We start from the raw sequence: 22,035 nt of genomic DNA on the forward strand, positions 1-22,035 counted from the left end.
ACATGGCTCGCGGCACAACCGCGACAAACGTTGTGGTGACGATACACAGCCGCCCTTTTATCCGCCAAACGTGAACCCGGCGGCGGCGCAAGCGCTCCGAATCCATGAGCAATCGCTTACACTAAACCCGCTTCGCCTCGACGCTTTCGTCATTGCAATACCGTCGCCTGTCGCGCGCATCCGGCGCGGCCCTTCAGAACCGGCAACAGAACGGACTGGACACTCCATCGATGAAGACTCCCGCGGACCGATTTCTCGCACTCGACGCAGCCCGCCTCACCGCCGACGCCTACGGCAACCACGCCATCGACGAATTCCTCGCCGGCCGCATCACGCGCCGCGATCTGCTGCGCTATGCCAGCGTGATCGGTTTGTCGCTGGTCGGCGGCGGCGTGCTGAATGCGCCGCGAGCACAGGCACAAGGCACTGCGGGCGCGTCGAATCAGACGATCCGCGTGGCTCACCTGACGCCGGCGGGCGCGGTCGATCCGCTCACGGTGACCGACGCCGCCAGTCTCGCGCTGCTGAACCAGACCGGCGAATTCCTGATCGACGACGACGGCGAAAAGCTCGTGCTGAAGCCGGCGCTCGCCTTGTCGTGGAAACCGAACGACAAGGGCGACGTGTGGACCTTCAAGCTGCGTCCGAACGTCAAGTTCCACGACGGCCAGCCGTTCACCGCCAAAGACGTGGCCGCCACCTTCGACCGCCTCGCCGACCCGGCAAGCGGCTCGGCCGCGCTGTCCGTGCTCAAGGGCGTGCTGTCGAAAGGCGGCGCGAAAGTGGTCGACGACCACACGGTCGCGTTCCATCTGGATGCGCCGAACGGCAATTTCCCCTACTACGTTTCCTCGGACAATTACAACGCCGTGATCCTGCCCGCGAACTATGCGGGCGGTTATGAAAAGAGCTTCATCGGCACGGGTCCGTTCAAGCTCGAAAAGTATCAGGCGAAGGTGGGCGCATCGTTCGTGCGCAATCCCGATTACTGGGGCGACAAAGCGTTACCGCAACGCGTACAGTTCTCCTTCTACGCCGACGAGCAGGCGCAATTGCTCGCGCTGCAAGGCCACCAGGCCGACGTGATGGGCACCTTCACCGTGCAGGGCGGCGCCGGAATTCTGAACAATCCGGATTACAAAGCCGTGGGCGTGAAGTCGAGCGCGCATCGGCAGATTCACATGCGCAACGACAGTCCGCTGTTCAAGGACAAGCGCGTGCGCCAGGCGCTGGCGTTGTCGCTGGATCGCGACGTGCTGGTGCGCGGCCTCTTCAAAGGGCGCGCGCAACTCGGCAACGACAGTCCGTTCGCGCCGGTGTTTCCGTCGTCGGATGCGGGCGTGCCGCAACGCAAGATCGACGTCGCGAAAGCGAAGCAGTTGCTTGCGCAAGCGGGCGTGCCGAACGGATTCGACGTGACGCTGACCACCGAAAAATACATGGAGATTCCCGATCTCGCGGTGGTCGTGCAAAACGCGGCGAAGGCGATCGGCGTGCGCATCAATCTGAAGGTCGAGAGCCAGTCGCTGTATTACGGCGCGGGCACGCCGGGCAAATCGGATTGGCTCGACTCGCCGCTCGGCATTACCGACTACGGTCATCGCGGCGTGCCGAACGTGTTCCTGAATGCGCCGCTCACCAGCACCGGCACGTGGAACGCCGCGCACTTCAAGAATCCGCAATACGATCAACTGGTCGCGCAATTCGTCGCCGCCATCGATCTCGGCTCGCAGAAGAAAATCTCCGGGCAGATCCAGACGCTATTGCTCGACGAAACGCCCATCATCATTCCGTTCTTCTACGATCAACTGATCGCCATGCGCAAGGGTGTGAACGGCGTGCGCTTCACCGCACTCGCGCAACTCTATTTCGACCGCGCGGTGTTGAGCGCGTGATGTTGAATGCCTGAGCGCCGGCGCGTTTGCGACAGGAGAGCACGATGTCGACCACGGTGACCCCTTCCGCTTCTTCTGCGCCGAGCGGCAACGCGGGCCGCGTCGTGCGTTTTCTGGCGACACGTGTGGGCTTGTCGCTGATCACGCTGTGGCTGCTGTCGCTGATCGTGTTCGCGGGCGGGCAACTTCTGCCCGGCGACATCGGCCGCGCGGTGCTCGGCCCGCTCGCCGACGCGCGCGCGGTCGCTGCTCTCAACCATCAGCTCGGCGCGGACCGTCCGCTGATGACGCAATACGTCGACTGGATTTCGCATTTCGTGCGCGGCGATATGGGGCTGTCCTACGCGTATCGCGAGCCGGTGCGGCCGTTCATTGCCGAGGCGCTCGCGCATTCCGCCAAGCTCGGCTTGCTGGCGTTCATCGTCGTCGTGCCGCTCGGCATTGCGGGCGGCGTGTGGTCGGCCATGCACGCGGGACGCTGGCTCGATCGCACGATCAGCATCGCGGGATTGTCGGCGACAGTCGTGCCGGAATTCGTTTCGTCGATCGTGCTGATTCTGGTGTTCGGCGTTTGGTTGCGCTGGCTGCCGATCGAAGCGTCGTATCCGCCCGAAGCGGGCGCGCTCGAACAATTGCGTCATCTGGTGCTGCCGGTCCTGCCGCTCGTGCTTGTGTTCTTCGGCTATATCGCTCGAATGGCGCGTGCGGGCACCGTCGAGGCGCTCGATGCCGACTACACGCGCACCGCGATTCTCAAAGGCTTGCCGCGTCATATCGTGATCTGGCGGCATGTGTTGCGCAATGCATTGCTGCCCACCATCACGGTCGCCGCCACACAACTTGGCTATATGATCGGCGGCCTCGTGGTGGTCGAGACGCTGTTCCACTATCAAGGTATCGGCTCGCTGATCTACAACGCGGCCAAGGCCAAGGACTTTCCGATGCTCGAAGCGGGCGTGCTGACCATCGGCGTGGTCTACACCGTCGCCAATCTCGTTGCCGACGCGCTGCATGTGCTGCTCAATCCGCGGCTGCGGGTGAGGAGCGCCGAATGAACACCATCGTTCCGCCGACTCCGCGCGCGGCTACCGAGCCACGCTTCGACCAGTTGCGCCTGCTGCTGCGCTCGCCGACCTTCGTGGTAGGCGTAGTGATCGTCGCATGGTGGATCGTGTGCGCGATTGCCGGGCAATGGATCGTGCGCATCGATCCGTACGCATCCGATCCGCTCAATTCGCTAACGCCGCCCGACAGCACGCATTGGTTCGGCACCGATCAACTCGGGCGCGACGTGTTCTCGCGCGTGATCGTCGGTGCGCGCGACATTCTCACCATCGCGCCGCTCGCGACCTTGCTCGGCACGATAGCGGGTACCACGCTGGGTTTGATCGTCGGCTACTTCGAAGGCTGGGTGGACAACGTGGTCGGACGTGCGATCGACGCCGTGCTCGCGCTGCCGCTCGTGATAGTCGCGTTGCTCGCGCTCGCCGCGGTCGGTGCGTCGAACTTGACCGTCATTCTCGTGATCGGCATCACGTTCACACCGATCACCGCGCGCACGGTGCGCGCCGCCGTCTTCGCCGAGCGGCATCTCGACTACGTCGCCGCGGCGCAATTGCGCGGCGAACGCGCACCCTACATCATGTTCGCCGAGATTCTGCCGAACGTGCTGCCGCCGATCATCGTCGAAGCGACGGTACGGCTCGGCTACGCGATCTTCGCCGTCGCGACGCTGTCGTTTCTCGGCTTCGGCATTCAGCCGCCATCGGCCGATTGGGGCCTCGCGCTGTCCGAGTCATATACGCTGATGGCGGGCGGCGCATGGTGGACCGTGGTGTTCGCGGCCGGCGCGATTGCGAGTCTCGTGGTCGGCGTAAATCTGATCGCCGACAGCGTGCAAGGCGTGCTCGACCGATGAACGGCCCGCCGCCCTCCTCGTTCCCCGCCTTCGACGTCTCGAAGAGCGACCGCACGGACGCGCTGACCGTCGTCGGCCTGACGGTCACGTACCGGATACGCGGACGCGACCGCGAAGTGCTGCAGGATATTTCGTTTCGTGTGCGGCGCGGCGAGGCGTACGGTCTGGTCGGCGAGTCCGGCTGCGGCAAATCGACGGTCGCGATGGCGGCGCTGCGCTATCTGCCGCGCAACGGCAAGGTGAAGGCCGGCAAGATCATCATTGCCGGCGAGGACGTGCAGAAGCTCAACGCCGACGCGTTGCGCAACATGCGAGCGAACGCGATCTCGATGGTCTATCAGGATCCGGGGCGCGCGCTGAATCCGTCGCTGACGATCGCGCGGCAAGTCTCCGAAGCGTTCGAAGCCGCCGGTGTCGCGCGCGACGAAGCCTTGCGGCGCACGCACGAGATGCTGCAGCGCGTACGCATCGCCGCGCCCGAGCGCGTGATGGAGAGTTATCCGCATCAACTGTCGGGCGGCATGCAACAGCGCGTAGTGATCGCCATGGCGCTCGCCTCGAACCCCGCGCTGCTGATTCTCGACGAACCGACTACCGGGCTCGATGCGACCGTCGAAGCGGAAGTGCTCGACCTCGTCGCGCAGTTGCGCAAAGAGCTCGGCACCGCGGTGCTCTTCATCAGTCATAACCTCGCGGTGATCGGGCGCATGTGCGAACGCGTCGGCGTGCTTTACGCGGGCAAACTGGTCGAAGAAGGCGCGACGCAAGATGTCTTCACGCGGCCTCGCCATCCGTATACGGTCGGGCTGTTGCGCTGCTTGCCCACGGCTGGGCGCAGCAAGGACAGCGAACGGCTCGATACGATCGCGGGCAGTCTGCCCTCGCCCGGTTCGGTCACGCAGGGCTGCATCTACGCGGACCGCTGCCGCCTCGCCGACGACCGCTGCCGCCGCGAAGCGCCGCCGCCGTATCGCGTGAGTGCCGCGCGCGGCGACCAGATGTCGCGCTGCCATTACCACGAACGCGCAATCGAATTGCCGCGTGCGAGCGCGGAAGATTTGCCCGAGCGCCGTGGTGCGCCGGTCGACGGCAAGCCCTCCGCTCTCGTGCTGCGGGCAGAAAAACTCTCGAAGACCTTTCACGTGTCCGGCGCTCCGCTGCGTGCGGTCGACAACGTCTCGATCGATCTCGCCAGCGGCGAAACGCTCGGCCTCGTCGGCGAATCGGGCAGTGGCAAGACGACGCTCGCCAAGCTGATGCTCGGCCTGCTCACGCCGGATGCGGGCAGCGTGCTCGAACTCGACGGCGCGCCGCTCGCCGCGCGCGTCACGCGGCGCAACACCGAGCAGGTCAAGTCGCTGCAGATCGTTTTTCAGAATCCGGACTCCGCGCTCAATCGCGCGCATTCGGTAAAACGGCTGATCGGCCGCGCGCTGTCGCGTCTCACCGCATTGCGCGGGCCGGCCATCGACGAACGGCTTGCCACGTTGACGGCCGCCGTGCGCCTGCCGCAGCGCTATCTCGGCTCACGCACGCGGCAATTGTCCGGCGGGCTCAAACAGCGTGTGGCGATTGCCCGCGCGTTTGCCGGCGAACCGCGCGTGGTGGTCTGCGACGAACCGACTTCCGCGCTCGACGTCTCCGTGCAGGCCGCGATCCTGAACCTGCTCGCTGATCTGCAACGCGAACGCGGAGTCAGTTACGTTTTCATCTCGCACGATCTTCACGTTGTACGCTATCTGGCGGATCGTATCGCGGTGCTGTATCTGGGGAGACTGCTGGAAATCGGACCGGCAGCGGCCGTGTTCGAAGGACCGCATCATCCCTATACGGAAGCATTGCTGTCCTCGGTGCCGACACTCGACGGTCAAGGCGGCGCGACCCGTATCCACCTGTCCGGCGATTTGCCGAGCGCGGCATCGCCGCCGTCCGGCTGCGTGTTTCATACGCGCTGCCCACGCAAGCTCGGCGCGATCTGCGAGCAGCGGGACCCGCCGTTCGTCGATGCCGGCGAAGGCAAGGCGGCGACGCCGTCCGCGCATCGAATCCGCTGCCACATCCCCGCGGACGAATTGCGCGCGCTGCAAACGGTCTCGCGCGGCGATGCGGGAAAAGTCGCGGGCAAGGTGCCTGGCGACGGATCGGCAAACGCGCCCTGACCTCACCGGCCTCACATTCCGATTTACCGTTCCCGATCCGCCGGCATCGACGGTGATGTCTCGATCCCCGGTCGAGCGATGCATATAAGCGGGCCGATAACCGCGGTGGCGCGAATCTGGACGGCACGCCGGGGCCGCACACTCGAACCGTGCACGCCGACCCACCCGTAGGCGGCAAGACCTCGAACAATCAGCCGCCCGTGCGCGCGCGCCTGGAACCAAACCGAAGCGATCGCCTCATATCAGAATCAACGTTCGATATGAGGGCACCACAACATGCAACGAAACGTCCCCCCTTCCGCGGCACGCGCGGCCACCGGTCTGTTGATCGCCGCCGCGCTCAGCCTTGCATCGCTCGCTAATGCGCAGACGTCGGCGCAAACACCGGCCCAAGCGGCACAGCCGCTCTCACCGACACTGTCGCAAGCCGCCCCGCCGGTCGATCCCACCTTCTCCGCCTATTCGCTCGCGCAAACCTGCAAGCAGAAAACCGACAACGTCGCGCAAGGTCAATGCGTCGGCGCGATTCGCGGGATCATCCACGGCTATCAGTACGGCGTGCTGTTCCTCGGTCAGCGCAGCGCGTTGCCGGCCAATGAAACGCAACGCGTGTCGCTGTGCCTGCGCAATGTGCAGGTGTCGTCGATCATCGACGAATTCGTTGCGGACGCCGCCCAGGTCAACGAGGATTCCCTCAAGCACACGCCTGCAGAAGTCGCGGTGCTCGGCTCCGTTCACATGCACCACAGCTGCAATTGACAAGGCGCGCCGCGCTTACAGCATTTCGAGCGGCCGCTTGCCGCGCGGCGGTTTGAAGTGAGCGTCGATAGCGGCTAGTTCATCGGCACCGAGTTGCAATTGCGACGCGCGATGGTTGTCGCGCACGTGCTCGACGCGCGCCGCCTTCGGAATCGCGAGCACGTCAGGCCGGCGCAGCACCCACGCGAGTGCGATCTGAAACACGGAGACGCCGCGCGCGTCGGCGATATCGTCGAGCGGTGAGCGCCTGGGCAAGCGCGCGTGATCGACCGGGCTGTACGCCATGCCCGGCATCTTGCGCGCGGCGAGCCACGGCAGCAGATCGAACTCCGGCCCGCGGCGCGCCACGTTGTAGAGAATCTGATTGGTCGCGCAGGCATCGCCGCCCGGCGTGGCGACGAGTTCTTCCATGTCCTCGGTGTCGAAGTTGCTGACGCCCCAATGGCGGATCTTGCCCGTGCGGCGCAACGCTTCGAAGCCCTCGACCGTTTCCGCGAGCGGCACCGAGCCGCGCCAGTGCAGCAGATAGAGATCGAGCTGATCGGTCTTCAGACGCTTGAGGCTCTGCTCGCAGGCCGCGATCACGCCGCGCCGGCTGGCGTTGTGCGGATACACCTTGCTGACCAGGAACACCTTGTCGCGCAATCCGGCCAGCGCTTCGCCGAGCAGCGATTCGGTCGCACCGTCGCCGTACATTTCCGCCGTGTCGATCAACGTCATGCCCAACTCGATGCCGCAACGCAGCGCGTCGATCTCGGCGGCACGCCGCGCCGGCAGTTCTCCCATCTCCCAGGTGCCCTGCCCCAGTTTCGGAATGCGTTCGCCGTCTGGCAGGCTCACGCTTGCGATGTCGCTCGTCATGCTGACTCCTCGAAGTGGCTCAGTGGTCGGCAATATCGCTGCGCAAGCGAATGCGCGGCGCGTGCCACGGAAAATCATAGCGACGAGTTTAGCCGTTCAACGGGCATTCGATCGGGCACCAGGCAAAAGCCCGCTATAACACAGCGCGCCGATGTCATAGAATTGCCGCTTGCCCTTCTTGCGTGAGCTCCATGACCTCTGCCTCGGAAGACCGCTGGCGCGACCTGCGCCCGGACCCGGAAAACGACACGCCGCTATATCTGCAACTGGCTCGCAAGCTTGGCGCGGCCATCCACGAGAACCGCTGGAACGCGGGCGAGGCGCTGCCTTCGGAGCGTGTGCTCTCCGAGGCGCTCGGCGTATCGCGCATCACGTCACGCAAGGCGATTGCCTTGCTGGTCGAGCAGGGTTTGATTCGACGCACTCAGGGCGCGGGCAGTTTCATCACACCACGCTACGAAGATCCGCTGTCGCGTCTGTCGAGCTTTAGCGAAATGCTGCGGCGGCGCGGGTTCACGCCGAGTTCGAAGTGGCTGTCGCGCGAAATTTTGCCCGCCAATCGCGACGAGGTGATTCAGCTCGGCTTATCGCCAGCGGCGGCAGTGACGCGGTTGCGCCGCTTGCGGATGGCCGACGGCATTGTGATGGCGGTCGAGAATTCCACCTTTCCCGCCGCGGTGATTCCCGATCCTCAGGCGATTGGCGATTCGCTTTACACGTATCTGGAGAATCGTGGACTGACGATTGTCCGCGCGTTGCAGCATTTTCGTGCGGTGAACGCGAGCGAGGAAATCGCGCAGCAAATGAGCATCGCGCCGAACGAGGCGTTGCTGTTGATCACGCGTGTGGGCTACACCGCCGATCAGCGCGCGATCGAGTTGACCGATACGTACTGCCGTAACGATTACTACGACTTCGTGGCGGAATTGAGGAAGTAGCTGGCCTTTTGCACTGTGCACGGGGTGCGTTGGTTGTGTGTCGGCACACGCCCCGCCGGAGGCCAGCTGACCTGAAGCCCTCACGTCCACTTAGCCTCATGGGCGCCAATTCGGGTCGGCGGCAGCGCGAAGTACGCAGGCGTCTCGTCTAAAGCCTCAGCCGGCTGCACGCCTAGCACGCGTCCAAACTCCGACTCCACGGTCGTGAGGCAATCGCGCACATCGTCGAGTGTGACGTCGGGCGCTTGCCAGCCATCGGCGATCTGCCCTAACGATTGCAGCCACCGGCCCGTTTGCGCGAGCGAGACGCGTACATGCCAGCTTCCACCTTCGGTAGCCCGCCGCGCCAATGCGACCATCGCGCCGAATGCCGCGAGATAGCCGGTCGCATGATCCAGCGCCTGACAAGGCAAATGCTTGGGCTCGTTCCACCCCGCCGCCTGCCGCTCAGTGAAGGCAATCCCGCTCGCCGACTGCACCAGGCTATCGAACCCGCGTCGTTGCGCCCACGGCCCCTGATGCCCATAAGCCGACACCGAGACATAGACGATCCCCGGCCGCATACGCGCCAGTTCCTCCGGACCGAAACCGCGCGCGGCCAGCGCTCCCGGGCGATATGCCTGCAGAAATACATCGGCGTCGGCGGCGAGGCCGCGCAACATCTCACGCCCCGCCGCGTCGCGCAGATCGGCGAGAGCCGAACGCTTGCCGCGCCCGTTGTCGATCACCAGCGGCGCGATGTTCGGCAGATGCGGCCCGTTGATCATCAACACGTCCGCACCATGCTGCGCGAGCGCCCGCCCGGCCACCGGACCGGCAATGATGCGCGACAGATCCAGCACCCGCACGCCCGCCAGCGGCCGAGCCGCGCCGTCCTCGCGCGGCGGCCCGGCCGCCGCGTCGCCGATGCGCTCGATCTCGAAAAGCGGCAAGCCCGCGATCGCTTTCGCCTGATCGAGCGCGGCCCACTCGTCGGGCGTGCGAATCAGCGCCGCGCAGAGGCCGGCGTCAGCGAGGGTTTGATCGAGCGTCGCGCCATCCCAGTTGCGAATCGCGGCGGCCACGGCAGCAGGATCGTTCTCGCAGCCGAGCACCTGCAAAACGCCCCGGAGATGATGCGCGAAATTCGTATGCAGTTGAATCCAGCGGCCGTCGCGTGTCTCGTAGAAACCCGTTACAGGATCGCGCAAGGCGGGCGGCGGGCCGTCGTCGACACGCAGATAGCGCTCGCTGCGAAACGAGGCCAGCGCGCGCCGCATCTCCACCGTCACGTGCTGCCGGTGCCCTGTGCGCAAACGCTGATATTCGGCCGCAGCAAGACCGGTCGCGGCGATGCTCGCCGAGGCCAGGCTGCCGACCCGGTAGACCGACGGCAAGCCAGGATCAGCGCCCGTCATCGTCACGGAATGCAGCGCGGTCGGATCACATCCGGCCAGCGTCCAGATATGTTTGAGAGCGAGTTCAGGTGTCATGTCGTCCATAGCGAAGCAGGAAGAGGTGAACCGAGTCTAGAATTCCGCCCCGTCGCAATCAACCTTGATTATGATAATCAATATATATTGATTTCTTCGGTTTCCGCACTTTTCCATGCAGACCCATGCCGACATCCAACTCCCTGACCGCTGCTGAAGCCGCCGCCGCGCTCGGCATCAGCTTGCCTACACTCTATGCTTATGTGAGCCGCGGCATGCTGAGTTCGTCGCCGGATGCGCAAGGCAAGCATCGTCTCTACGACGCCGGCGAAGTGCGGCGCCTCGCGCGCCGCAAGGAAGACGGCAAGCGCGCGGGCAAGGTCGCGCAGAAGGTGCTGGACTGGGGCGTGCCGGTGCTCGAATCGTCCATCACGCTGGTGGCCGATGGGCGCTTGCTGTATCGCGGGCACGATGCGATGGAACTGGCGCAAAGCGCGTCGCTCGAGGACATCGCGGCGCTGCTGTGGGAATGCAGCACACGGCGCATTACCGATGCGCCGGCCGTGCCGTTCGCCACCGCTCAATGGGCCGCGTGGCTCAAGTTGTGGGGCGACAGCACGCCGCTCGATCGCGCGCTCGTGCTGTTGCCGGCCGCAGCGGCGCAAATGCCGCGAGTGTGGGCGCTCGGCCGCGATGCGCAACTCGATACGGCCTGCGCCGTCATGCGCCTGCTGGCCGCCGCGATGATCTCGGCGGCGCCGTCGAACGAACCGCTGCATCGGCAACTGGCTTTAGCGTGGCACGTGCGTAATCGCCAGCAGGCTGGCTTGCTGCGCGCGGCGCTGGTGGCCTGCGCGGATCATGAGTTGAATGCGTCGACCTTCACGGTGCGCTGCATTACATCGACGGGGACGCATCTGTTCGGCGCGGTGGCGGGTGGTCTCGCCGCCTTGTCGGGCCCGCGTCATGGCGGCGAAACGGTGCGCATCGCCGCGCTGCTCGAAGAGGCCGCGCGCGCGCCCGATCTCGACCGCTATCTGGCTAATCGCCTCGCCCGCGTCGAACACGGCGCGCACGGGCCGGTGCTGTCGGGCTTCGGCCATCCGCTTTATCCGGACGGCGACCCGCGGGCGCGACTGTTGTTAGCCTTCCTCGCTGACTGCGCGCCGGCGCGTTCGCCTTTGGCTGAAGTACTGGGATTGGCGCGCACGGTGCGCGATACGACCGGCGCGGAGCCGACTGTGGACTTCGCGCTTGCCGCCATCGAGCGTGTGCTGGCATTGCCGGCGGGCTCGGCCTTCACGCTGTTCGCGGTCGGCCGGGTGGTCGGCTGGATTGCGCATGCCATGGAACAGACGCGCGACGGCCGCTTGATCCGGCCGCGCGCACGTTACATCGGTGAATATGAGGCTGCCGGGCCGGACTGAGACGCCGCGGACCCGGCTCGATGGACCTCGCGAATCGTCAGGCTGCGCCGAGCCAGCGCGGCAGCCAGTTCAAGACCGGCGAGCCCGACATCGGCCTGGTTGCGGTGCGCTCGGAGCCGCTCGCCAGCGCGAAGCGCGCGCCGGCCTGACCCGCGCTGATCCACGCCACCGCCCGGCGCGGCAGTTCGATCGACTGGCCGGTCGCGAGCCAGTGATCCTCGCTGTCGCCCTGGATAGTCAGCCAGATCTCGCCCGAGATGACCTTGAAGATGGACGGACGCGCGACACGCCAGGCCGTCGCGGGCTCGTCATGTTCCAATTCGAAAATCCGGACTTCACGCATCGCTCTCTCCTTCAAAGAACTTTTCTGTTGTACCGATTATTGACGTGCGATGATCCGTTACCCATGCACAGTTCCGAACACTTCTATCGGAACTGTTCAGTTGAAAAACCGGACAGTTTGGGCGGGCAGCGGGTTCTTTGCGCAGAGTTCGGGCGAATCCGGCCTGCGGTTCGGTGAAGGAGGATCCTCTTGAAACTCGAAATCCAGCTCGATCGGGACAACGGCGTGCCGCTGACCGAGCAGATCGTCACTGGCGTCACGGCGTGGATCCGCTCGCGCATCGCCCACCCCGGCTCTAAGCTTCCCTCGATTCGCCAGTTTTCCGCCGACTACGGCGTGAGCCGCTTTCCGGTGATCGAGGCGTACGACCGGCTGGTGTCGCTCGGCTACGTCGACTCGCGCCACGGCTCCGGTTTCTATGTCGCCGATCGCCAGCCGGCGAGCACGCAGTGCCAGGGTTCCTCGGATCCGCGCCGCGCCGAGGACGAGTCGGACCATCTTTTGCAGCAGTTCAACCATCCGGGCGAAACGCTCAAGCTCGGTAGCGGCTTTATCCCTGAAGCGTGGCGCGACACGGACAGCATCGCGCAGGCAATCCGCCACGTGTCGCGCACCGATCTCGCGAGCATGGTCGATTACGCCACCCCGCTCGGCAACCTGACGTTGCGCGAACATCTGCAGAGCCGCATCGGCCAGTTGGGGATTCAGGCTGACACGTCGCAAATCCTCATCACCAACGGCGCAAGCCAGGCGCTCGATCTGCTGATGCGCTACATGCTCAAGGCAGGCGACACGATCTTTGTCGAAGACCCCGGTTACTACAACCTCCACGGTCTGCTGAAGCTGCACGGTGTGAAACTGGTCGGCATTCCGCGCACACGCAACGGTCCCGATCTGGACGTGATGCAGGAACAGTTGAAGTCGCATCGGCCCAAGCTGCTGTTCATCAACACCGTGTTCCACAATCCGACGGGCACCAATGTGGCGCCGCCGGTGGCTTTCCGGCTGCTGCAGCTGGCGCGCGAGCACGGCTTTTCGATCATCGAAGACGATATCTACGCCGATTTTCAGACCGACCTCACCGATCGGCTCGCCACGCTCGACCAGCTCGAACACGTGATCTATGTGGGCGGACTGTCGAAAACGCTGTCGTCGTCGCTGCGGATTGGCTGTGTGGTGGCGAGCCACGCGATCATCAAGGATCTGGTCGACATCAAGATGCTGACGAGCATCGGCGGCTCGCGTTTTGCCGAAGCGGTCGCCGTGGCGATGCTGGAGCGCGGCGCGTATCGCAAGTATCTGGAGCGCCTGCGTCGGCGTATGCGCGACGCGCTCGGCTCGACCATTCAGACGCTCGAAGACGCAGGCTGGGAAATTTTCGACAAGCCCGTGGGCGGGAAATTCGTGTGGGCTCGCGTGCCGCATGTCGCCAATGCGGAACGGCTGGTGGAATGCGGCGTGCCGCTGGGGGTGACCGTCGTGCCGGGGAATCACTTCCGGCCGAATATGGAAGTGAGCCCGTGGACCAGAATTCACATCGCATTCGGTAACGACCCGCGTGCGCAGGCGTTCTTTCACGCGGCGGCAGCATTGCCGGCGTCGGAGTGAGTTGAATGAGCACCAGCCTGCGCTTTTCCCTAGAATAGCGAGTCCCAGCCCGTCCCTGCGCGCCTAGCCGCCCTCCATGTCCACGCCGACTCCGCCCGCCGCCGCTTCCACTACGTCCAGTACACCTTCGCCCCGCTCGCTCACCGTGATGCTGTGGGTCGTCGCCACTGGCTTCTTCATGCAGACGCTCGACTCGACCATCGTCAACACCGCGCTCCCCGCGATGGCGACGAGCCTCGGCGAGTTGCCGTTGCGCATGCAATCAGTAGTGATCGCCTATTCGCTGACGATGGCCGTCATGATCCCGGTGTCCGGCTGGCTCGCCGACAAGCTCGGCACGCGCCGCGTGTTCTTCAGCGCGATCCTCGTGTTCGCGATCGCCTCGTTGCTATGCGCGAACGCGCATACGCTGAATCAACTGGTGGCCTTCCGCATCATGCAGGGCGTGGGCGGGGCGATGCTGCTGCCGGTGGGACGGCTCGCCGTGCTGCGCACCTTTCCGGCCGAACGCTATTTGCCGGCGCTCTCGTTCGTGGCGATCCCGGGTCTCATCGGACCGCTGATCGGCCCCACGCTCGGCGGCTGGCTCGTGAAGATCGCCTCGTGGCACTGGATCTTTCTGATCAACGTGCCGGTCGGGATCGTGGGTTGCATTGCCACGCTCATCTTTATGCCGGACAGCCGGAACGAACATGTCGGCAAATTCGACATGAAAGGCTACCTGCTGCTGATCGTCGGCATGGTGGCGATTTCGTTCGCGCTCGACGGCCGTACCGAGTTCGGCATTCAGCACGCCACGGTGCTGGTGCTGCTGATCCTGAGCCTCGCCTGCTTTGTCGCCTATGGTTTGCACGCCGTGCGCGAGCCCTCGCCGATTTTCTCGCTCGACCTCTTCAAGATTCACACCTTCAGCGTCGGCCTGCTCGGCAATCTGTTCGCGCGGATCGGCAGCGGCGCGATGCCCTACCTGATCCCGCTGCTATTGCAGGTGAGTCTCGGCTATAGCGCCTTTGAAGCCGGCATGATGATGCTGCCGGTAGCGGCTGCGGGCATGGCGTCCAAACGACTCGTGACGAGCCTGATCATCAAGCACAGCTATCGACGCGTACTCATCGTCAACACGGTGCTGGTCGGCCTGACCATGGCGAGCTTCGCACTTACGGCCGCGAATCAGCCGCTGTGGCTGCGCCTCGTGCAACTGGCGTTCTTCGGCGGCGTCAACTCGATCCAGTTCACCGCGATGAACACGTTGACGCTCAAGGACTTGGGCACCGGCGGCGCGAGCAGCGGCAACAGCCTGTTTTCGCTGGTCCAAATGCTGTCGATGAGTCTCGGCGTGACCGTTGCCGGCGCTCTGCTCGCGACCTTCACCGGCCTGCTGCCGCGAGTGACGGCCGCCAACTCGCTGCCCGCATTCCACGCGACGTTCCTGTGTGTCGGCATCATCACGGCAGGCTCGTCGTGGATCTTCGCGCAACTGTCGCCGGACATCCGCACGCCCGCGAAGAAGACCGATCCGTCCGAACGAACCTGATGCGCGGCCACCTAGCCGCCGGGCCCGCCGCCGACCCGCAACGGGGCGCGGGCCGCACCAGCAAAGTGCGGATCGCCGTCTTCGCGCCCGTACCGGCGCACAATCGTCTTATCCGAGTGTGACAATCGGGCATGCGTGCTGTGTTTCCGCACGCGCATAGTTCTTGCTCGCCTATCCTGTAAACTCACATTTTGCGCGTGCGAACCAGTGCCGAGCATGCAGGCGCGCAGCCACCTCCACACGACTGACATGATGAGCATGATCGACCTCGATCCTCCCGGCTTTCAGCCGCCGCGCCCGATGGCCGGCGACGAAGGCTCCCGGCGCACCGTTCTGTACGGCGGCTACACCGTTTTCAGCGTGTTCCAGCCGGTTTTCTCCGTATCGCACCGGCGCGCGATCGGTTATCACGCGTCGCTGCGCGCCCACGATGAACACGCACTGCAAGTGCCGTCCCACGAGGTCTTCACGCAAGCCGCGCGACGCGGCGACCTGCTCGAACTCGGACGGCTCGCCGAATCGCTGCATCTGGGCAACTTCAACGCGTTCGACAGTCACGACGAATGGCTCTTCCTGAGCCTGCACCCCGCCGCGCTGATGGACACCAGTTACGGCGACGCGCTGCTCGCAGGCCTCAAGGCGCTCGGCCTGCCGCCGCAGCGCGTGGTGCTCGAAGTGTCCGAACAGGCGGGCGGCGAAACGACGCGCTTTGCCGAAATCGTCGATGCGTTGCGTAAGTCCGGCTTCCTGATCGCGCTCGACGGCTTTGGCGCGAAACATTCGAACATTGACCGCGTGTGGAATCTGCGCCCGGACATCGTCACGCTCGACCGCTGCATTCTCGCGCAAGCCAGCGAACATTCGCACATTGAGCGCGTGCTGCCGGGCCTCGTCTCGCTGCTGCACGAATCCGGCCAACTGGTGCTGATGGGCGGCCTGAGCACCGAACGCGATGCGCTGATCGCGCTCGAATGCAACGTGGACTTCGTGCAAGGCGCCTTCTTCGCGGGCCCGAGCGTCGAACCGGTCAAGCCGCAAGCGGCGGCCGGTTTGATGGACTCGCTCTCCGCGGCGCTGCGCGAACGGGTCACTGCGCGTGAACACGCACAATCGGCGCGGCTCGCACCGTATGTCACGGCCCTCGAAACGGCTGCCGCGCAACTGGTGGCCGGCGAGTCCGTTGCGCGAGCCACTGCGCCGCTCCTGATGCTCGGCGAGACGGCACGCTGCTTCGTGCTCGACGGGTCGGGCCGGCAGATCGGCGACAACGTGCTCCCGCCAGGGCGCGCCTCGCAACGCGCCAAGCGTTTCCGCCCGCTTCTGCATTCGGAAGGCGCCAGTTGGGAACGCCGGCCGTACTTTATCCAGGCGATGCGCACGCCCGGCCACGTGCATCTCACCCCGCCTTATCTGTCCATCAACGAAGCGCATCTGTGCGTGACCGCCTCGATCGCCGCGCACACACCGACGGGCACGCAGGTGCTATGCGTGGACATCAACTGGGAAGTCGCAGCCCACCGCAACTGAGCTCATAGCGCGCTGCTGGATCCGTGCAAGCAGTTGCCTGACCGCCGCGCGGCCCAGCACGCTGTTGGTGGCCTGCAGACGCGCCGTGCTCGTCACCACGCGCATGGAGACGATCTTCGTTGAGCCATCGCCCAGGCTGTTCGTGGACACGTCGAGCACTCCGACGACGTCGCCCTCGAAGAGCAAGGCGATACACAATGTGCCCGCCACCGACACTGTCTCCGCGTTGCTCGCGTGCTCGACCAGCGACGTTACCGTGTCCATCCACCCTGCCGCCGCCGCTTTGCATGTGCTCACAGCTGCGCACACAGGCGCGTCGCTGACCACTTCCGGCGCGTCACTGAAGAGCTGCAATAGACCGCCCCGATCTTGCGCCTCCAGCACCGTGCGCAAGCGCTCCACGATCTGCGCATGAGCGGCGGGATCCGGTGGCTCGATCGGCGCACCCGCGCGTTGCACGCGCGCCTTGGCCCGATGGACGATCTGCCGGCAGGCCGCCGGCGTTCGCTCCAGTATGGCGGCGATTTCCGCGTAGTCGCAATCAAAGGCTTCGTGCAGCACGAACGCGGCCCGTTCATCCGGTTTCAGGCGCTCGAGCAGCAGCATCACGCCATAGGACATCTCCGCCGCGCGCAAGGCCAGTTCTTCCGCCGATGGCGCCACCTCGTCGAGCCACAACTCCGGCAACCAGCCGGCGGCCTGCGAGGCGCGTTCGCGCTGCACACGCCGCAACCTGTCAATCGCTACCCGCGTGGTGATCGTGGTGAGCCAGGCGGCGGGTACCTGCAGTTCCTGCGTGTCCGCGAGGTGCCATTTCAATCCGACGTCCTGCACCACGTCTTCCGCTTCGGCGCGGCTGCCGAGCATCCGGTACGCCAGCGCGAGCAGGCGGGCGCGCGCGGCCTCGAAGCTGGATGCCTTGTCGATTCCTTGTTCCGTCATATGTAGACCTCCAGATCGTGCGTGGTGAAAAGCGCGCGGCACCCTGCCTGCGAAGCGAACCGGGCGCGCGCCGGCATCCTGATTCTTTTTGTCTTGACGGCCGGGTATCCAACGATGTGACAGCCCCGCAAAAAAATATTTCTGTCACGTCGCGCTTCGTCGCGTCGTCATAGGGACAACAACCCACGCAAAGAATGCGCAGGTTCCGGATCGGCGAACGCACGGTCAGAGGCTTCGTGCCATGAAGCCACGCGCTCCGCACAAACCGCGGTCACCCAGGCCGCATACGCGAGGTCAATATGCATTCGAACTATCCAAACATTACGGGCCTCGGCCTCGTGCCCACCGTGATCGAACAGTCCGGTCGCGGCGAGCGCGCCTACGACATCTATTCGCGTCTGCTGCGCGAGCGCATCGTGTTTCTGGTCGGGCCCGTGAACGAGCAGTCGGCCAGTCTGATTGTCGCGCAGTTGCTGTTTCTGGAGTCCGAGAATCCCGACAAGGATATTTCTTTTTACATCAACTCGCCGGGCGGTTCGGTGTACGACGGCCTCGCGATCTACGACACCATGCAGTTCATCAAACCGGAGGTATCGACTTTGTGCACCGGCTTTGCCGCGAGCATGGGCACCTTTTTGCTGACCGCCGGTCAGCGCGGCAAACGGTATGCGCTGCCCAACGCGCGCATCATGATTCACCAGCCGTCAGGCGGCAGCCAGGGCACGGCGGCGGACGTCGAGATTCAGGCAAAGGAGGTGCTCTATTTGCGAGAGCGGCTGAACGCCATGATGGCGGAGCGCACGGGGCGCAGCATCGAGGAAATCGCCCGCGACACCGACCGCGACAATTTCATGTCAGCGCAGTCCGCGAAGACGTACGGTCTCGTCGACGAGGTGCTGGAAACACGCGCGGCGCTGAATGTCGCGCCGTATCACATGGATAGTTAGCGGTGGCCCGCGTGGTGCATTCACTGCTAATCAACGCCGTAGAGCTGCGATCCTGAAACTGCTCAGGCGCAGTGTCGACTGGCCTGAAAAAAAACTTGGAGAACGTCACAAGAAGCGCGCGCCGTCGCGGGTTCGTGCCGTGCGCATCGGTGCGCCCGGAATACAAAAGCTGATCACCTCCGCTGGAATCGCTATCATGGTCGCGATTCGTCGAATTCGACGATCGTTTCAAGGGAGAAAACCATGGCGTCATCCAACGAAACCGTCAGCATGGCGCTATTCTGCGACTTCGAAAACGTCGCACTCGGCGTGCGCGACGCGAAGTACGACAAGTTCGATATCAAGCTGGTGCTCGAACGTTTGCTGCTCAAGGGCAGCATCGTCGTGAAGAAAGCGTATTGCGACTGGGATCGCTACAAGAGTTTCAAAGGCGCAATGCACGAGGCCAATTTCGAATTGATCGAGATTCCCCACGTGCGCCAATCGGGCAAGAATTCCGCCGATATCCGGCTCGTGGTCGACGCGCTCGACCTCTGCTACACGAAATCGCACGTCAATACGTTCGTGATCATCAGCGGCGACTCGGATTTTTCGCCGCTGGTGTCGAAGCTGCGTGAGAACGCGAAGCAGGTGATCGGTGTCGGCGTGCAGCAATCCACGTCGGATCTGCTGATCGCGAACTGCGACGAGTTCTTCTTTTATGACGACCTCGTGCGTGAGAGTCAGCGCACGGTCGCCAAGCGCGAGTCGTCGCGCCCGCAACAGTCCGCCCAGCCGGCGGCTAAGCGTGCGCCCGACGAGGAGAAGACCCGCAACAAGGAAGACCTCGAAAAACGCCGCACCAAGGCGGTCGAGATCGCGGTGCAAACGTTCGACGCGCTCGCGTCCGAACGCGGCGACAGCGGCAAAATCTGGGCGTCGGTGCTGAAGAACGCAATCAAGCGCCGCAAGCCGGATTTCAACGAGACGTACTACGGCTTTCGCGCTTTCGGCAATCTGCTCGAAGAAGCGCATGCTCGCGGGCTGCTCGAGTTCGGCCGCGACGAGAAGTCGGGCGCGTATGTCTATCGGAGCACGGCTGCGAATGTGGCCGGCGACAACACGGGCGAGCCTGCTGAAATCGTCGAATCGGCGGAACAGTTGTATGAGGCACAGGTCGCCGAAACGGTGATCGCCGAGTCCGGCGGCAAACACGAGTCGCGCCGTCGGGGGCGAGGCAATCGCAAAGCGGGACGCGGCCAGCAGGAGACCGTTCACGAAGAGCGTACGGCCGTCGAACAGAGCGGCAGCGCTCAGCCTGGAACGGGCGAAGTGCACGCGCAAACGCCGGAAAATGCCCAGTTCACTTTTGAACTGCCGGAAACGCCTTCGGCGGTGCCGGAAACCGTGACGGCCGAGGAACCGGACGGCTCGGGGAGCCTGGCAGACGAGCGGGAGACAGGCGCGAGGCAATCCAAGCGCCGCAACGAACGCGCACCACGCAAGACGGCTGCAAAGAAAGCGAAGAAAGCCGCGCCGCGAAGCATCGACGACATTCCGGAGATCGCAGCGCCTGCTGAGTCACCGGCCGCGACTGCCGCAGCAGAAGAAACGCCCGCGCCGGCAAAAAAGGCCGCGCGCAAAACTGCGGCGCGCAGTCGTCGTCCGCGTAAGACGGCCGCGACGAGCGACGCGGAGTGAGTGTCATGCATTCGGCGTGACGTGTAGCGGCGCTGACGTGGGTGCCGCTGCACAAATGCAGCGGCAAACACACAGCCTTCGCGATCGCTTTCGCTCACAACAACCCGAACACCGCGACGCCATTGGTAGCGCCGACATACACCTTCCCGCGCGCGATCATCGGCGTGATGAACTTGTTGCCCGCGCCCCATTGATCGCGCGTGCCGGCCTGATTGCTGTTGTACAACTCGACCGCAAGATTGCCGGCGTTATAGGCATGCAAAGCGCCGGTCGTGCCGTTTTCCGCCGCCCAGACAATCCCGTTGCTCGTGCCGTTCGCCGACACGGCCGGTGTCGCCCCGGGATACGGGAACGTGGTCGGGCTCCTCGACGCGGCAGTCGTCGCGAGAAACGCCCCCGAGACCGGCAACGCCTTCAGGTTGTCGTTCAGGCCGCCGTAATAGACCACGCCGTTGTAGTAAGCCGGCGATCCCCAGATGCCACCCGCCAGCGTACCGATCAGCTCCTGCCAGATATTGTTCGACGTCGGGTTGAATTTGCCCATCGAATCGCGATCGACGACGTAGATATGGTTGTCCTTGCCGGCCGCCACCGCCAGATGCTTGACCACGCCACCTGCCGTGGTCTGATCCGGCAACACCATCGCGCCGCCCGAGCCGAAGTCGTTGTCGGTGGCCGCTTGCGTGACCACATCCGACATCGCGAAATAGTCGGTGACCTGCAGGTTGCCCAACGAAAGCTTCATCATGGAATCGCCGAAGTCGCCGTCCGCGGGAAAGCCCGCCGCATTCAGCGTGGTGCCGAACGTGCCGTTGCCGTCCACGACATAGAGCGACGTGCCGTCCGACGCCATGCCCGAGCCGGCCATCCAGATCGAGCCCTGACTGCCGTTCGGCGTGATGTTGAGCACGCTCGTCTGTTTCAGCGTGTCGGCGCTATAGGCCATCATCCAGCCGGTGTACGAGCCTCCCATGCAGTGCGCGGTCCAACCCATATAGATGTTGCCGCCGACCAGCGTGAGTGCCGCGCGCTCCGTATGCAGCGACGGGTTGAAGGTAATCACGCCGTTGACGCTGCCCGCGCCGTTGCCCGGATAAGTCGCCGCGATTTCCGTCGGGCCGCCGAGCACTTCGGCGCCGGTCGCCAGATCGAGCGCGTGCAGCCGGTGATGGTAGCCGCCGCCACTGTCCTTCGTCATCGCGACGGCATACAGCACGCCGTTCGTGCCGCGACTGCGGTCGATGACCGGCGTCGACGTAATGCCGATCTCGGGGGTGATGTCCGGGCACCCGTGGTCGTCGCTGGGCACTTCGCCGCTGCCGATCAACGAGACCTTCCAGAGTTGCGCGAACGAGTTGGCGTCGTAGGCGTAGACGCTATCGTGTTCGGTGACCACGTACACCACGTCGTGCGCCGTGCCGCCGATCGACAGGCTGGTGACGAAGAGCGGCTGTCCGTCCACTTTGCCGTCCGCGGCAAGAAACGCGACTTTGCCGAAGCTCGCCGAATTGACGTTCGCCAGCGTGAGCGTGGTCTCGGCGAGCATCTGACCGGTGCGGCCGAGATCGTTGTGATGCATGAGGACATCGGTGGCGTAGGCCGTCACCGCTGACGGCGTGTTGCCCGTGCCGTTCGTTCCAGTGCCTGTACCTGTACCTGTGCCTGTGGTCGAACCGCTGCCCGTGCCCGACCCCGTACCGCTGCTTCCCGCCCCTGAACCTGAGCCGCCCGACGTGCTACTTCCGCTCCCGCTCGCCGACCCGGACGTGCCGCCCGAACCACCACCGCCACACGACGCAAAACACGAGGCGATGGCGATCAGCGCCACTATCGTGCCCCGACGGGTCCATGCGGCTAGCCCGGAAGTCTCAACGCCAGCTTGCGAGATTCGCATGTTCGCCTCGTCTCCTGAACGACGCGACGGTCAACTCCGCACAACAAACGGTGCGCGCCGTGACTCGCGTCGCGAGCCGTAAGAGAGGAGTCCGCCACGCGCGTCTCCCGCTCCCTGAATACATTCATCGCCCATACGGCTAATTAACCGTACGCCGTTTGCAAAGGCGTTTATCGCCATCGTGTCGCCTC

Annotated in this window: 17 protein-coding genes; 12 read left to right on the plus strand and 5 right to left on the minus strand. The window is 64.5% G+C overall.

The genetic code is table 11. The features are described 5' to 3' along the window. The first annotated feature begins 230 nt into the window (after positions 1-230). The 5 genes from B0G75_RS33885 (at position 231) to B0G75_RS33905 (ending at position 6,731) form a co-directional block, all read left to right on the plus strand. The gene (locus B0G75_RS33885) at positions 231-1,895 is read left to right on the plus strand and encodes an ABC transporter substrate-binding protein (protein ID WP_106314190.1); all 1,665 of its coding nucleotides are present in this window, start codon (positions 231-233) and stop codon (positions 1,893-1,895) included. Between the two features lie 44 nt (positions 1,896-1,939). Further along, complete coding sequence (locus B0G75_RS33890; protein ID WP_106314191.1) at positions 1,940-2,950, plus strand: ABC transporter permease; 1,011 nt, start codon at positions 1,940-1,942, stop codon at positions 2,948-2,950. Then, complete coding sequence (locus tag B0G75_RS33895; protein WP_106314192.1) at positions 2,947-3,813, plus strand: ABC transporter permease; 867 nt, start codon at positions 2,947-2,949, stop codon at positions 3,811-3,813. The genes B0G75_RS33890 and B0G75_RS33895 overlap by 4 nt, the downstream gene beginning before the upstream one ends. Further along, positions 3,810-5,972, plus strand: coding sequence for an ABC transporter ATP-binding protein (locus B0G75_RS33900; RefSeq protein ID WP_106314193.1), 2,163 nt, complete (start codon positions 3,810-3,812; stop codon positions 5,970-5,972). Before B0G75_RS33895 ends, B0G75_RS33900 begins: the two co-directional genes overlap by 4 nt. 276 nt (positions 5,973-6,248) lie before the next feature. Then, positions 6,249-6,731, plus strand: a complete 483-nt coding sequence (locus B0G75_RS33905; RefSeq protein ID WP_106314194.1) for a Rap1a/Tai family immunity protein — start codon at positions 6,249-6,251, stop codon at positions 6,729-6,731. A gap of 15 nt (positions 6,732-6,746) precedes the next feature. Here the strand turns inward: B0G75_RS33905 and B0G75_RS33910 are convergent, their stop codons facing one another. Further along, complete coding sequence (locus B0G75_RS33910) at positions 6,747-7,592, minus strand: aldo/keto reductase (protein ID WP_106314195.1); 846 nt, start codon at positions 7,590-7,592, stop codon at positions 6,747-6,749. A gap of 191 nt (positions 7,593-7,783) precedes the next feature. Here B0G75_RS33910 and B0G75_RS33915 point away from each other — a divergent pair, with 191 nt between their 5' ends. After that, on the plus strand, positions 7,784-8,530 hold the full coding sequence (locus tag B0G75_RS33915) for a GntR family transcriptional regulator (RefSeq protein ID WP_012434145.1): 747 nt from the start codon (positions 7,784-7,786) through the stop codon (positions 8,528-8,530). 80 nt (positions 8,531-8,610) lie between these two features. Here B0G75_RS33915 and B0G75_RS33920 read toward each other — a convergent pair whose 3' ends face one another. Further along, positions 8,611-10,002, minus strand: a complete 1,392-nt coding sequence (locus B0G75_RS33920; protein WP_106314254.1) for a CoA transferase — start codon at positions 10,000-10,002, stop codon at positions 8,611-8,613. Between the two features lie 125 nt (positions 10,003-10,127). Between B0G75_RS33920 and B0G75_RS33925 the strand changes: the two genes are divergently transcribed. Beyond that, positions 10,128-11,369 (plus strand): citrate/2-methylcitrate synthase, encoded by a 1,242-nt coding sequence (locus B0G75_RS33925; protein WP_106314196.1) that lies wholly within the window; start codon positions 10,128-10,130, stop codon positions 11,367-11,369. Between the two features lie 37 nt (positions 11,370-11,406). Here the strand turns inward: B0G75_RS33925 and B0G75_RS33930 are convergent, their stop codons facing one another. Further along, complete coding sequence (locus B0G75_RS33930; RefSeq protein ID WP_106314197.1) at positions 11,407-11,712, minus strand: DUF2917 domain-containing protein; 306 nt, start codon at positions 11,710-11,712, stop codon at positions 11,407-11,409. Between the two features lie 189 nt (positions 11,713-11,901). Between B0G75_RS33930 and B0G75_RS33935 the strand changes: the two genes are divergently transcribed. The 3 genes from B0G75_RS33935 to B0G75_RS33945 all read left to right on the plus strand — a co-directional run bounded on the left by B0G75_RS33935 (position 11,902) and on the right by B0G75_RS33945 (position 16,381). Continuing rightward, a complete protein-coding gene (locus B0G75_RS33935; RefSeq protein WP_106314198.1) occupies positions 11,902-13,320 on the plus strand; it encodes a PLP-dependent aminotransferase family protein in 1,419 nt (472 codons plus the stop codon). A gap of 76 nt (positions 13,321-13,396) precedes the next feature. Further along, positions 13,397-14,854, plus strand: coding sequence for a multidrug transporter subunit MdtD (gene mdtD / locus B0G75_RS33940; protein ID WP_106314199.1), 1,458 nt, complete (start codon positions 13,397-13,399; stop codon positions 14,852-14,854). A 252-nt stretch (positions 14,855-15,106) separates the two neighbouring features. Next, positions 15,107-16,381: an EAL domain-containing protein gene (locus B0G75_RS33945; RefSeq protein ID WP_106314255.1), complete on the plus strand. Its 1,275-nt coding sequence runs from the start codon at positions 15,107-15,109 to the stop codon at positions 16,379-16,381. On the opposite strand, the gene B0G75_RS33950 is transcribed toward B0G75_RS33945, so the two are convergent. Next, complete coding sequence (locus tag B0G75_RS33950) at positions 16,337-17,323, minus strand: sigma-70 family RNA polymerase sigma factor (RefSeq protein ID WP_106314200.1); 987 nt, start codon at positions 17,321-17,323, stop codon at positions 16,337-16,339. The genes B0G75_RS33945 and B0G75_RS33950 overlap by 45 nt on opposite strands. 299 nt (positions 17,324-17,622) lie before the next feature. Between B0G75_RS33950 and clpP the strand changes: the two genes are divergently transcribed. Beyond that, entirely contained in the window at positions 17,623-18,270 is a 648-nt protein-coding gene (gene clpP, locus B0G75_RS33955; RefSeq protein ID WP_106314201.1) for an ATP-dependent Clp endopeptidase proteolytic subunit ClpP, read from the plus strand. 243 nt (positions 18,271-18,513) lie between these two features. After that, entirely contained in the window at positions 18,514-19,950 is a 1,437-nt protein-coding gene (locus B0G75_RS33960; RefSeq protein WP_106314202.1) for an NYN domain-containing protein, read from the plus strand. 94 nt (positions 19,951-20,044) lie between these two features. On the opposite strand, the gene B0G75_RS33965 is transcribed toward B0G75_RS33960, so the two are convergent. Then, positions 20,045-21,844 carry a pyrrolo-quinoline quinone gene (locus tag B0G75_RS33965; RefSeq protein ID WP_106314203.1) on the minus strand — a complete coding sequence of 600 codons (1,800 nt, stop codon included), beginning with the start codon at positions 21,842-21,844 and terminating at the stop codon, positions 20,045-20,047. Between the last annotated feature and the right edge of the window lie 191 nt (positions 21,845-22,035).

This window comes from Paraburkholderia sp. BL18I3N2, assembly GCF_003001875.1.
GTDB lineage: Bacteria > Pseudomonadota > Gammaproteobacteria > Burkholderiales > Burkholderiaceae > Paraburkholderia > Paraburkholderia phytofirmans.